Source organism: Amycolatopsis sp. Hca4 (assembly GCF_013364075.1).
GTDB lineage: Bacteria > Actinomycetota > Actinomycetes > Mycobacteriales > Pseudonocardiaceae > Amycolatopsis.
On record NZ_CP054925.1, the window covers coordinates 5572427 to 5584789 of the forward strand.

Below are 12363 nucleotides of genomic sequence, written 5' to 3' on the forward strand. Positions count from 1 at the left end.
TTAGAACTATGCTCGTTCAAATCGATCCGAGCTCCACCGTCCCGCTCTTCGAGCAGGTCGCCGCGTCGCTGCGCCGGTCGCTGGCCGACGGGCAACCGGCACCCGGGGAGCAGCTGCCCCCGGCGCGGGAACTGGCCGCGGCGCTGGAGATCAACGTCCACACCGTGCTGCGGGCGTACGCGCTGCTTCGCGACGAAGGCCTGATCGACCTGCGGCGACGCCGGGGCGCCGTCGTCATCGGCGGCGCGTCCTCCCGGGCGCGGCTGGCCGAGCTGGCCGAGGACCTGGTCCGCGAGGCGAAGCGCGCGGGCGTCGGCCTCGACGAGCTCACCGGGGTGTTGAAGGAGAAGTACTCATGACCAAGCTGATCCGGGTCCTGTTCGCCACCGCCGTGCTCCCGGGCGCCGCGCTCGCCGTCGCGGGCGTGCTGGAGGACGCCTGGGCCGGCCGGCTGCCCGACCCCGTCGCGACGCACTGGAGCAGCGGGCCGAACGGCCACAGCGCACTCGGGACGTTCACCGGCGTGGCGCTGGGGCTCGGCGCCGTCGCCGTCCTGCTCCTGGCCACGTCGGCGGTCACCGCGCTGCGCCGCGGGCGGCCGCTGCCGCGCCCGACCGTCGGGGTGGGCGCCGGGTTCGCCGCGTTGCCTGCCGCCGTCCTGCTCTCGGTGCTCGTGGCGAACCTCGACGTCCCGGACTGGCAGGCGGCGCGCAGCGGCCTCGCCGTCCTCCCCTTCCTGCTGGGCGCGGCGATCCTCGGCGGCATCGCGGCGCTGGTCGGCGGACTGCCCTCGCCGCCGGCCCCGGAGACCGCGGACCGCCCGAGCGTCGGGCTCCGCCCCGGGGAACGCGCGTTCTGGTCGGGCCGGGCGGTGAACCCGGCGATGCTCTGGGCGCTGGCCCTGGTCCCGGTGGCCATCGCGCTGCTGCCCGCCGGACTCCCGTGGCAGACGGGCGTGTGGATCGCCTTCGTCGGCGTCGTGGTGACCGCGTTGACCTACCGGCTGTCGGCGTCGGTGGACGCCAGGGGCGTGACGATCCGCTTCGGCCTCCTGGGCGTCCCCTGGCGGCACTTCTCGCTCGAGGACGTCCGCGAAGCGACCACGCGCGAGCTGACGACGTTCGGCGACGGCGGGCTGGGCCTGCGCTTCAACCCGGTCACCGGCACGACGGCGTACAAGGTGCGCGGCGGCCCGGCGCTGGTGCTCGCACTGGCGAACGGCCGGACGGTGCTGGTCAGCGTGGACGACCCGGAGACGGGCGCCGGGCTCGTCAACGATCTGCTCGCGCAGCGGATCACCCGGATTGACTAGGCCGGTGGCCGGGTTGGTTCGGTAGAAACGAAGAAGTGGCGAAGAAAAGCGGTGGCGGGGGCTGCCTGGTGCTCGTGCTCGTGGTCGGGTTGCTGGCCTTCGGGTACTACAAGTGGCAGCACGGCTCTTCGTCGGCGCCCCCGGAGGGCGTGGACACCGGCGGCGGCTCCGGCCGCTACGTCGCCCTCGGGGATTCGTACACGTCGTCGCCGCGAACCGGGCGGCAGGCGGGCACCCCGGCCGGCTGCGACCGGTCCGACGACAACTACCCGCACCTGGTCTCGGCGAAGCTCAAGCCGGCCCAGTTCGCCGACGTCAGCTGCAGCGGCGCGACGACGGCGAACCTGACCGGCGCGCAGAAGACGGGCAACGGCACCAACCCGCCGCAGCTGGACGCGGTGACGGCGGAGACGACCCTGGTGACATTGGGCATCGGCGGCAACGACGTCGGCTTCTTCTCGTACGCGTCGGGCTGCGCGACGACGAACCAGAACGCCTCCCCGTGCCGCGACCGCCTGACCGCGGGCGGCCACGACCAGCTGGCCGAGCGCATCGACGCGACGGCCCCGAAGATCGCCGCGATCCTCGACCGCATCCACAAGAAGGCCCCGAAGGCCAAGGTGGTCGTGGTCGGCTACCCGTCCGTGCTGCCGGACGGCAACGGCTGCTGGCCGTCCCTGCCGTTCGGCGCGGGCGACATCGAGTACTTCCGCGGCGCGCTGGGCAAGCTGAACAAGATGCTCGAGGACCAGGCGGACGCGCACCGCGCGGGGTACGCGGACACCGCCACGCCTGGCAAGGGCCACGACGTGTGCTCGGCGTCGGACAAGCGCTGGATCGAGGGGCTGCTGCCGGCCTCGCCGGCCGCCCCGCTCCACCCGAACGCCCGGGGGGAGCAGGGCATGGCCGACGCGGTGCTGGCGGTCCTGAAGCTGCCTTAACGGCGGACCAGGGCCTGCGGCTTCCCCAGCACGGTCTTGCCGTCGAACTTGACCACGAGGTCGATCCGGGCGATCCCGTCGTCCTTGACGTCGGCGACCTTCCCGGTGACCTCGACCACGGCGCCTTCGGGCGTGTTCGGCACCACGACCGGCCGGGTGAAGCGGGCGCTGAAGTCGACGAGCCGGGCGGGGTCGCCGAGCCAGTCGGTGACGACCCGGCCGGCCACTGCCATCGTCAGCATCCCGTGCGCGATGACGTCCGGCAGGCCGACGTCCTTCGCGAACGCCTCGTTCCAGTGGATCGGGTTGAAGTCCAGCGCCGCCCCGGCGTAGCGGACCAGCTGCTCGCGGGTGATCCGGACCTCGAGGGCGGGCAGCTCGTCGCCGGTGTTCACGCGTTCTCCCCTCGGACCACCAGCTGCGCGCGGGTGGTGCAGACCTTCTGGCCCGCGGCGTCGTTGATCTCGGCGCGCAGGTTGATGAAGTCGTTGCCGGCGCGGGCCATGATGGCGTCGATGTGGGTGGTCACCTCGAGCACGTCACCGGCGAACACCGGGCGCGTGTAGGTGAAGCCCTGGTCGCCGTGCACCATCCGCGAGTAGTCGAGCCCGAGTTCGGGGTCGGTGACGATCGCGTTGATCGAGGCGAGGTTGATGATCGTGAGGAAGGTCGGCGGGGCGATCACGTCCGGGTGGCCGGCTTCGCGGGCCGCCTCCGGATCGCGGTAGACCGGGTTCGCGTCGCCGATCGCGTCGGCGAACTCCCGGATCTTCTCCCGGCTCACTTCGTAACTGGTCTGCGGCGGATAGCTCCGCCCGATGAACGACTGGTCCAAGGGCACCCGGAGAGGCTACCAACAGCGAAGGGCCGCCCCGGTGGATCCGGGACGGCCCTTCGAAGCTGGTGAGAACGCGCTACTCAGCGGGTCTCTTTGTGAGTCCGGTGCGTACCGCAGTTCGGGCAGAACTTCTTCATCTCCAGGCGATCCGGGTTGTTGCGCCGGTTCTTCTTGGTGATGTAGTTGCGGTGCTTGCACTCTTCGCACGCCAGCGTGATCTTGGGTCGCACGTCGGTGGCAGCCACAGCGTTTCCTTCTCTCTCAGGTCCGGGGGCCAGCCCCGTCGTTACCGCGTAGCGGTGGCCGGACTTGAACCGGCGACACAGCGATTATGAGCCGCTTGCTCTGCCAACTGAGCTACACCGCCCTTACATGACCCAAGCCGCGACACGCAGGCGTGACGCGGCTGAGGTCGAGAGCCCCTTTACGGAATCGAACCGTAGACCTTCTCCTTACCATGGAGACGCTCTGCCGACTGAGCTAAAGGGGCCTGGCCTCTCGCGAGGACTTGGAAAGATTAGCAAGGGGCTTCACCCGGCCGTGCAACCGGGGTCCCCAAACGGCAAAAGCTCAGGTCAGGAGGGTCAGGACGGTCTCCGAGTGCCGCCCCGGCGAGCGCGCGGTCCGGGCCTGCAGCCACGCCTCCAGGCGGTCCTCCGGCAGCGGCCGCGAGATCAGGTAGCCCTGGGCGACGTCACACCCCATCGCCTCGAGCTGGTCGCGCGCCACGTCCTCCTCGACGCCCTCGGCCACCACGGTCAGCCCGAGCGAGTGCCCCAGCTCGACGATCGACCGGACCACCGCGAGATCGCCGAGGTCGGTCCCCATGCCGAGGACGAAACTCTTGTCGATCTTGACCTGGTCGACCGGCAGCTGCCGCAGGTAGGCCAGCGACGAGTACCCGGTGCCGAAGTCGTCCACGGCGAGGGTGATGCCCAGCGAGTGCAGCTCGCGCAGGATCGGCAGCGCCTTCTGCGGGTCGGACATCACGCCGGACTCGGTCAGCTCGAACGTCAGCAGCTCGGGCGGGATGCCGTGGTGCTCCAGCTCGCGAGCCACCTTGTTCGGGAAGTCCTCGTCGGCCAGGTTGCGCACCGACAGGTTGACCGCGACCGAGATCCGCAGGCCCTCGTCGAGCCACTTGCGGCAGCGCTTGAGCGCCTCGCCGAGCACGAAACCGGTCAGCACGCCGATCAGGCCGGCCGCCTCGATGGCCGGGACGAACTCGTCCGGCCCGAGCCTGCCGAACTCCGGGTGCACCCAGCGCACCAGCGCCTCGACGCCCTGCACCTGCCGGTTCGGCAGCGTGATCTTGGGCTGGTAGTGCACGCTGACCTGGCCGTCCTCGAGGGACTGCCGGAACTGCGTGACCATCTGGAAGCGGCGCAGGAAGATCTGGCCCATGCTCGGCACGTAACCGCGGACCTCTTCGCCGCCCTTCGTCGCGCGGACGGCGACGTCGGCGCGCTGCAGCAGGCCCTCGATGTCCACGACGTCGCCGGGCTCCTCCGCGGACGTCGTCGCGTAGCCGATCATCGCGTTCGCCTCGACCGACAGCCGGTCCACCGGGTACGGCGCCGACAGCTCTTCGCGCAGCCGTTCCGCGGCACGGTGGGCGTCCTCCGGCGGAACGCCGACGAGCAGGGCCGCGAAGGACGCGCCTTCGAGCCGGGCGAGCGGGACGTCGGGGCCGAGCGCGTCGCGGATGCGGCGGCCGGCCGCGACGACCATCCGGTCGGCCCACGCGTAGCCGAGCGCGTCGCTGACCGTGGAGAAGACGTCGAGGTCGATCCGCAGCACCACGGCGTTGGGGACGTCCCGCAGCGGCTCCTTCGCCACCTGCCGGAAGCCCGGCCGGTTGAGGTGCCCGGTGAGCGGGTCGTGGTAGGCGTCATGGCGCAGCGTCGCGAGCAGGCGCCGGTTGTCCAGCGACGTCGCGAGGTGGCTGGCCATCGTGCCGAGCAGCTGCACGTCGTACTTGCCGAAGCCGCGCCAGCGGGACAGCCGGTCGTGCGCCTCGACCACGCCGAGCAGCCGGTTCGCGCTGCGCAGCGGGACGACCAGCGCCTCCTGCGCGCCGCGGTCGAGCAGGGCCGCGCGGACGTCGGGGTTGGCCTCGGTGATCCGGAAGTGCCGGACGTGCGCGCCGGGCAGCCGCAGCAGCGGGTCGTCGGCGGCGGGGTCGGCGACCGGCAGCTCGTCGCCCGCGACCACGACCCGCATGGTGTCCTTCGGCTCCAGCCGGAGTCTCAGCACGACCCGGCCGGCGGCGAGCTGGTCCTTGATGCGCTCGGCGATCGTCGCCCACTCGCGGACGTCCACGCCGCCGACGAGCTCGTCGGCCCGGCTGGCCGGGCGCGCCGCGGCCTGCTGGCCCGAGCGGGCCACCATCAGGCTGACGTCGGAGAGCGCCTCCATGTCCCGCTGCTCGCGCAGCAGGTCCGAGTACGCCCAGTAGAGCGCGGTGAGGCCGAGGAAGACGGCGAGCACCAGCGGCCACGCCTGGGGCGTGCTGGAGATGACGAGGTAGCCGGAGAGGCCGACGGAGGCGTTGACGAAGCCGACGACCAGGATCCGCCCGGTGAGCCGGACGGCGGTGCTGACCCGCATCCGGCGGCGCAGCACGCGGACCGCGGCCAGCGCGAGCAGGGTGCTCACCAGCGGCGCGGTCAGGGTGCCGGCCAGCGCCGCGACCCACGGGATCCGGTCGCCGGTCCCGGCCAGGTGCTTCACCAGCCCGGCGACCGCGAAGGCGCCGGTGATCTCGAGCAGGAACGCGCCCGCGTTGTAGAGCACGCGGCCGGCGACCTTGCGCGCGAGCAGCGTGCCGATGCCGGCGACCAGGTGCGCGGCCAGCACGACCTCGAACGGCGCGATGAAGAAGCCGATGACGAGCGGGATCTCGGTGAAGGAGATCGTCCACGAGATGCCGCTGCGGACGTCGACGTTGATGCCGAGCTGTTCGGCGAGCAGGAAGGCGACCGCGAGCACCGGCCCGATCCACAGCAGCCGGTCGTTCCACTCGAACGGCAGCCACGAGCCGACCGCGAACGCGGCGACGAGCCCGAGGCTGAGCACGGCGAAGGTGTAGACGCGGAAGCGGCGTTCGTCGGTGCGGGCTTCGGCGGAGACCGGAGGTGTCCCGGAAGCGGCTCCCGGCCCGGGCTGCGCCTGCGCGACGGCGTCACCGTGGGCGTTGGTGTCCGGCATCCGACCTTCCCTCCCGGCTTGTCCACCGGTGCTGATCCGTGACTTCGGGTGTGGACAAGGGCCATACCGTACCCCGTCAGGCGTACCCGTGTCCCTTTCGAGACAGTAGGAGATCACCCCAGGGTTAACAATGCCTCGAACGCGCTGACCTGCGTGGACCAAAGTGTGAAACGGCTGTGACAACCGGGGCTTCGCCCCGGGCCGGGGGCTTCGCCACCCGGAGCCCCCTCAAGCGGGGGTTGTCCGAACTCTGCCGGTTCTCCGCCTGCATCTCTACGCGTGCAGCGCCGGGTAGCGCTTCAATAGCTCCATGCACAGCGATGTGATTGCCACCGAGCACGCGGCCCGGCTCGCGGCGGTGGATCCCCTCCTCCCCGGCTCGACTCCCTTCGAAGCGGCGGAAAACGCGGTGGTACTGGAGGTCGCCACGGGCGACTCCGCCGCGTCCGGGCTGGCGTCCCGCGTCCAGGTCGACCGCGACGCCCCCAACGCCCCGTGGCGCGCGCTCACCGAGCACCGCCTCGACCTCCAGCTGGCCGGCCCGCAGCCGGCGGCCGTCCTCGACGCCCTCCTCACCCGATGGGATGAACATCTGCGCGCGGTCGCCGAGCGCGGCGACACCGAGACGGCGGCGATCGTCCCCCGCGCGAGCCGCGACGCCGCCGGCGCGCGGGAAATGCTGCACCACGGCTTCGCCCCGCTGCGGGTGGTCGCGGTCCGCCCGTCACAGCGGCTGGTCCCGGCCACGCCGCTGGGGACGCCGGGGGTCAAGATCCGCCGCGCCGAGCCCGGCGACCTCGAGACCGCCGTGGCGCTCGGCATGGAACTGCACTCCTACGACGCCCAGTACGGCACGGTGAACTGGCGCTCCGGCGTCGAGGACATCCTGGCGAAGGACCTCGCCGAGCAGCTGAAGCGGCCGGAGCCGCCGTTGTGGATCGCGGAGCTGTACGGCCGTCCGCTCGGCATGGTGAGCGTCCAGCACCCGGGCGAGACCGGCTGGATCAGCGGCCGCGTCGCCGCCTCCCGGGTGGGCTACCTGTCGTCGCTGGCCGTGGCCGAGGCGGCGCGGTCGTCCGGCGTCGGCACCGCGCTGGCGACGCACGCCCACCACGTCCTGGACGAGGAAGGAGCCGACGTCGTCCTGCTGCACCACGCGGCGGCGAACCCGCTGTCGACGCCGTTCTGGTACGCGCAGGGCTACCGCCCGCTGTGGACGTACTGGCAGCGTCGACCGGCTGTTCGGTGAACGACCGGAGGATTACCGGGATTGCGCTGGGCTTATAGGCTTGCCCTCGCCGCCAGCGAGGGGAGCCTGAAGTGACCGACCAGCGGGATTCCGCGCCGAGAGCGCCCGAGGGTGTCGACACCGAGAAGCCGTCCGCGGCCCGGATCTACGACTGGTACCTGGGCGGTACCCAGAACTGGGCCGTGGACCGCGAGTTCGGCAGGCGCATGGAGCAGCAGTGGCCGCTGGTGCGCCCGGGGTCGAAGCAGAACCGCGAGTTCATGAACCGCGCGGTGCGGGCGGCCCTGCGCGCCGGGATCCGGCAGTTCATCGACCTGGGCTCGGGCGTCCCGACGGCGGGCAACGTGCACGAGGTGGTCGAGGCGGAGCTCCCCGAGGACCACGACGCGAAGGTGGTCTACGTCGACTACGAGCCGGTCGCCGTCGCCCACGCAACGCTCATCCTCGAAGAGGGCATGGCCACGGACTGGGCGGGCATCGTCCAGGCCGACATGAGGAACGCGAAGTCCGTCCTGCGCGCCGAGGAGACGCGGCGGCTGATCGACTTCTCCCAGCCGGTCTGCTTGATCATGGCGGCGGTGCTGCACTTCGTGGGCCCGGACGACGACCCGGACGGCCTCCTGGCGGCCTACCGCGACGCACTGGCCCCTGGCAGCTGGCTGGCGATCTCCCAGATGAGCGAGGGCGACGGGTCGGGCCCGTACCTGGAGGGGCTGCGCTGGTTCGTCGAGCAGTACCGCAAGACGAGCAACCCGGTCTGGCTGCGCGACCGCGAGGAGATCGAGCCGCTGTTCGGCGACTGGCGGATCCTGGAACCGGGGATCGTGCACCTGCCGGACTGGCGGCCGGACCGGAAGGTCAACGCCCTGGAGGCGGAGGCCCGCCCGTTCGCCTGGTGCGCCGTCGCGGAGAAACCAGCGCCCTGACCTGCGGTTTCCCCGATCGCTGTGGGCGAACGCACCATCGGAAACAAACGCACCCATCGGAGAGTTGAGCTAGGCAGACTCAACTACACGAGGAGTGCACATGTCCGACACCCGCCTCCTGCCCGTGCTCCCGCTCGATGACGACGTCGTGCTGCCGGGCATGGTCGTCCCGCTCGACCTGACCGACAGCGAGACGCGGGCCGCGGTGGAGTCCGCACAGGCCAAGACGCCGAGCCAGGCGTCCTTCCCCGGCATCCGGTCCTCCGCGGCCACCAAGGCCGAGGTTCTCATCGTCCCGCGCGTCCACGGCGAGTACGCCGAGTTCGGCACCGTCGCCACGGTCGAGCGGATCGGCCGCGTCCCCGGCGGCAAGGCCGCCGCCCTGCTGCGCGGCACCGGCCGCGCCGTCGTCGGCCGGATCGCCGACGGGCCCGGCGCGGCCCGGTGGGTGCACGCCGAGGACGCCCCCGAGATCACCGGCGACCAGGCCGCCAAGCTCGCGGCCGAGTACAAGGCCGTCGTCATCTCGATCCTCCAGCAGCGCGGCGGCTGGCAGCTGATCGACGCCGTCCAGCAGGTCGAGGAGCCCTCCGCGGTCGCCGACCTGTCCGGCAACGCGCCGTACCTGAGCACCGAGCAGAAGCTCGAGCTGCTGTCCACTTTGGACGTCGCCGTCCGGCTGGAGAAGGCGCTCGAGTGGAGCAAGGAATACCTGGCCGAGCTCGAGGTGACCGACACCATCCGCAAGGACGTCGCCGAGGGCATGGAGAAGCAGCAGAAGGAGTTCCTGCTGCGCCGCCAGCTCGAAGCCATCCGCAAGGAGCTCGGAGAGCTCGACGGCACCGCCGACGAGACGGACTACCGCGCCCGCGTCGAGGGAGCCGAGCTGCCCGACGCCGTCAAGAAGGCCGCACTGGCCGAAGTGGACAAGCTGGACCGCACGTCCGACCAGTCCCCGAGGGCGGCTGGATCCGCACCTGGCTGGACACCGTCCTGGAGCTGCCCTGGAACGAGCGCACCGAGGACGTCTACGACATCGCGGCCGCCCGCGCGATCCTCGACGCCGACCACGCCGGGCTCGACGACGTCAAGGAACGCATCATCGAGTACCTGGCCGTGCGCAAGCGCCGTGCCGAGTCGGGCCTGGGCCCGGTCGGCGGCCGTCGCTCCGGTGCCGTGCTGGCTCTCGCGGGCCCTCCCGGGGTCGGCAAGACGTCGCTGGGTGAATCCGTCGCGAAGGCCATGGGCCGCAAGTTCGTCCGGGTCGCCCTCGGCGGCATCCGCGACGAGGCGGAGATCCGCGGTCACCGCCGCACGTACGTCGGCGCGCTGCCCGGCCGGATCGTCCGCGCCATCAAGGAAGCCGGCTCGATGAACCCGGTCGTGCTGCTCGACGAGATCGACAAGGTCGGCGCCGACTACCGCGGCGACCCGACCGCGGCGCTGCTCGAAGTGCTGGACCCGGAGCAGAACCACACGTTCCGCGACCACTACCTCGAGGTCGAGCTGGACCTGTCCGACGTCGTGTTCCTGGCCACGGCCAACGCGCTGGAGACCATCCCCGGCCCGCTGCTGGACCGCATGGAGCTCGTCACGCTGGACGGCTACACCGAGCACGAGAAGGTCACCATCGCCCGCGACCACCTGCTCCCCCGCGAGCTGGAGCGAGCCGGCCTGGGCACGTCCGACGTCGTCCTGACCGACGCCGCGTTCAGCCGGATCGCCGCCGAATACACCCGCGAGGCGGGCGTGCGCGACGCGAACCGGACGATCGCCAAGGTGCTGCGCAAGGTCGCGACCAAGGTGGCGCTGGACGAGGTGGCGCTGCCGGTTTCGATCGACGCGTCCGACCTGGAGACCTACCTGGGCCGGCCGCGGCACATCCCCGAGTCGTCGCTGCCGGCGTCGACGCAGCGCACGGCGACCCCGGGCGTGGCGACCGGCCTGGCGGTGACCGGCGCGGGCGGTGACGTCCTCTACATCGAGGCGTCGCTGGCCGACGAGGAGTCCGGCGCGTCCGGGCTGCAGCTGACCGGCCAGCTCGGCGACGTGATGAAGGAGTCGGTGCAGATCGCGCTGTCCTACCTGCGGTCGCACGGCGCGGAGCTGGAGCTGCCGGTGGGCGACCTGCGCAAGCGCGGCATCCACGTCCACGTCCCGGCGGGCGCGGTCCCGAAGGACGGGCCGTCGGCGGGCGTCACGATGACGACGGCGCTGGCGTCGCTGCTCTCCGGCCGCGTGGTCCGCGCGGACGTGGCGATGACCGGCGAGGTGTCGCTGACCGGCCGCGTCCTGCCGATCGGCGGCGTGAAGCAGAAGCTGCTGGCCGCCCACCGGGCCGGGATGAAGACGGTGATCATCCCGCAGCGCAACGAGCCCGACCTGGACGACGTCCCGGCCGAGGTGCTGAGCCAGCTCGACGTGCACGCGGTGGCGAACGTGCGCGAGGTCCTCGACCTCGCCCTGACCCCGGCTTCGACGCCGGTTTCCCAGGCGGCGTAACCCCGAGCGCCGCCGCCGACGGCCGGTTTCCCTCTCCCCAAGGGAAACCGGCCGTTCCCCTACCCGGCGAGCTTCCGGGCGGCGACCAGGTAACCGGTGCCCAGCCAGCGTTTCGCCCCGCGCGCGATCGTCGTTTCCGGACGCTCCCGCCACGAGCGGTCCCGCCGCCGCACGAGCCGGTCGAACGGCGGCACGGACGCGGTGACGTCGTAGGCGATGACCTCCCCCGGCTGCAGGCCGGCCCGCCACAGCAGTTCCCGCAGCCGCCGCGGGGTGAGCGCGACGATCCCGGTGCGGCGGGCACCGTGCCGTCTCGAGGGCGGGACGCCGACGACGCGTTCCAGGGCGCCGAGGGTGCGGCGAGCGGGCCAGAAGACGCCCCATTCGAAGAGCCGGTACGGGCTCCTCGGGTTGAGCATCGTCGTGACGACGAGCCCGCCGGGCCGGGTGACCCGCGTGACTTCGTGCAGCGCCTGCGCGGCATCGGTGTACTCGAGCACGCCCATCGCGAGCACGACGTCGAACTGCCGGTCCTCGAACGGCATGTCTTGGATGTCCCCGACCGCCAGCCGCACCTGGTCACCCGCGCGGGCCGCGACGGCGTCGACCATGGCGGGAGACTGGTCGCAGGCGGTGATCCGGAAGTCGCCGGGCCGCGTGTCGAGCAGGTGCCGCACCATCATCCCCGGCCCGCACCCGACATCGAGCAGGTCACCACCCCCGCAGCCGGCGAGGACCTGGTCGATGGCGTAGCGCCGCGAATGGTGGTACCGCGCGGTGGGCCCCCACCCGGCGTGGTCGTTCGCGTACCCGGCCACGAGCGCGGGTTCGGCGTACTGCACCCGGACCAGCTCCTCACGGACGGGTCGCAACGTTGCGGAAATGGCCATGTGCTCCTCCAGCGACTCGGTGGAACCCCCGGCGCCCCTGCACCCGAAGCTGGCGTCGAGTCGCTCAAGAAATGCGTTACCGGTATTTCGGAAAACCGGTCCAAAGGCGGAACTGGCCTTCGCCCGAATCGGCGATCAGAGTCCCCCGACCTGCGGATTCACCGGGATAACAAGCCTGAAATCGCCCATCTCGCACATAGCCGACCACCAGGCACGATACCATCACTCAGCATAAGATAATCAATTCTCAATCACCGCGAAAACCGGCGGCTGATAGCCCAGGTGGCCACACTCGGGGGTCCAGGGGCGGAGCCCCTGGCGGGGGTTTGGCGGTTCGACCCCCAAAGACACAACGAAAGAGAGCCTTGTCTGCGCTTTCCGCAGACAAGGCTCTCTTTCGAACGAACGTGGCGGGTGAGGGATTCGAACCCCCGTAGGCAATGCCAACTGGTTTACAGCCAGTCCCCTTTGGCCACTCGGGTAACCCGCCAAGGC

General features: G+C 71.4%; 10 protein-coding genes, 3 tRNA genes and 1 pseudogene. 6 read left to right on the top strand and 8 right to left on the bottom strand.

Features of this window, described 5'->3' with window-relative positions; translation table 11 throughout:
- The first annotated feature begins 8 nt into the window (after nt 1-8).
- The 3 genes from HUT10_RS24410 to HUT10_RS24420 are packed head-to-tail and all read left to right on the top strand — an operon-like array spanning nt 9 to nt 2253.
- A complete protein-coding gene (locus HUT10_RS24410) occupies nt 9-359 on the top strand; it encodes a GntR family transcriptional regulator (RefSeq protein WP_176173334.1) in 351 nt (116 codons plus the stop codon).
- A complete protein-coding gene (locus tag HUT10_RS24415) occupies nt 356-1312 on the top strand; it encodes a hypothetical protein (protein ID WP_176173335.1) in 957 nt (318 codons plus the stop codon). The genes HUT10_RS24410 and HUT10_RS24415 overlap by 4 nt, the downstream gene beginning before the upstream one ends.
- Before the next feature lie 35 nt (nt 1313-1347).
- On the top strand, nt 1348-2253 hold the full coding sequence (locus HUT10_RS24420) for an SGNH/GDSL hydrolase family protein (RefSeq protein WP_176173336.1): 906 nt from the start codon (nt 1348-1350) through the stop codon (nt 2251-2253).
- On the opposite strand, the gene HUT10_RS24425 is transcribed toward HUT10_RS24420, so the two are convergent.
- The 6 genes from HUT10_RS24425 to HUT10_RS24450 form a co-directional block, all read right to left on the bottom strand.
- Entirely contained in the window at nt 2250-2648 is a 399-nt protein-coding gene (locus tag HUT10_RS24425) for a MaoC family dehydratase (protein WP_176173337.1), read from the bottom strand. The two genes, HUT10_RS24420 and HUT10_RS24425, sit on opposite strands and share 4 nt — an antisense overlap.
- Nucleotides 2645-3094 carry a MaoC family dehydratase N-terminal domain-containing protein gene (locus HUT10_RS24430; protein WP_176173338.1) on the bottom strand — a complete coding sequence of 150 codons (450 nt, stop codon included), beginning with the start codon at nt 3092-3094 and terminating at the stop codon, nt 2645-2647. Before HUT10_RS24430 ends, HUT10_RS24425 begins: the two co-directional genes overlap by 4 nt.
- Nucleotides 3095-3171: 77 nt before the next feature.
- Nucleotides 3172-3336, bottom strand: a complete 165-nt coding sequence (gene rpmG, locus HUT10_RS24435) for a 50S ribosomal protein L33 (RefSeq protein ID WP_005152047.1) — start codon at nt 3334-3336, stop codon at nt 3172-3174.
- 49 nt (nt 3337-3385) lie between these two features.
- Nucleotides 3386-3458, bottom strand: a tRNA-Met gene (locus HUT10_RS24440).
- 50 nt (nt 3459-3508) lie between these two features.
- Nucleotides 3509-3581: transfer RNA gene (locus HUT10_RS24445), tRNA-Thr, on the bottom strand.
- Nucleotides 3582-3661: 80 nt separating this feature from the next.
- Nucleotides 3662-6301, bottom strand: coding sequence for a bifunctional diguanylate cyclase/phosphodiesterase (locus HUT10_RS24450; protein WP_176173339.1), 2640 nt, complete (start codon nt 6299-6301; stop codon nt 3662-3664).
- Between the two features lie 310 nt (nt 6302-6611).
- Between HUT10_RS24450 and HUT10_RS24455 the strand changes: the two genes are divergently transcribed.
- The 3 genes and pseudogenes from HUT10_RS24455 (at nt 6612) to lon (ending at nt 10978) form a co-directional block, all read left to right on the top strand.
- Nucleotides 6612-7550, top strand: a complete 939-nt coding sequence (locus tag HUT10_RS24455; RefSeq protein WP_176173340.1) for a GNAT family N-acetyltransferase — start codon at nt 6612-6614, stop codon at nt 7548-7550.
- Between the two features lie 71 nt (nt 7551-7621).
- On the top strand, nt 7622-8476 hold the full coding sequence (locus tag HUT10_RS24460; RefSeq protein ID WP_176173341.1) for an SAM-dependent methyltransferase: 855 nt from the start codon (nt 7622-7624) through the stop codon (nt 8474-8476).
- A 100-nt stretch (nt 8477-8576) separates the two neighbouring features.
- Nucleotides 8577-10978: pseudogene (lon, locus tag HUT10_RS24465) on the top strand (endopeptidase La).
- A gap of 59 nt (nt 10979-11037) precedes the next feature.
- Here the strand turns inward: lon and HUT10_RS24470 are convergent.
- Both HUT10_RS24470 and HUT10_RS24475 read right to left on the bottom strand, forming a co-directional pair.
- Nucleotides 11038-11868 (bottom strand): class I SAM-dependent methyltransferase, encoded by an 831-nt coding sequence (locus HUT10_RS24470; RefSeq protein WP_176173342.1) that lies wholly within the window; start codon nt 11866-11868, stop codon nt 11038-11040.
- A 408-nt stretch (nt 11869-12276) separates the two neighbouring features.
- Nucleotides 12277-12358, bottom strand: a tRNA-Tyr gene (locus HUT10_RS24475).
- Nucleotides 12359-12363 lie beyond the last annotated feature (5 nt).

Excerpts from the sequence above, each read along its gene's own strand:
- HUT10_RS24410 (WP_176173334.1), top strand. The coding sequence starts at position 9 with ATGCTCGTTCAAATCGATCCGAGCTCCACCGTCCCGCTCTTCGAGCAG.
- HUT10_RS24415 (WP_176173335.1), top strand. The coding sequence starts at position 356 with ATGACCAAGCTGATCCGGGTCCTGTTCGCCACCGCCGTGCTCCCGGGC.
- HUT10_RS24450 (WP_176173339.1), bottom strand. The coding sequence starts at position 6,301 with ATGCCGGACACCAACGCCCACGGTGACGCCGTCGCGCAGGCGCAGCCC.
- HUT10_RS24455 (WP_176173340.1), top strand. The coding sequence starts at position 6,612 with ATGCACAGCGATGTGATTGCCACCGAGCACGCGGCCCGGCTCGCGGCG.
- HUT10_RS24470 (WP_176173342.1), bottom strand. The coding sequence starts at position 11,868 with ATGGCCATTTCCGCAACGTTGCGACCCGTCCGTGAGGAGCTGGTCCGG.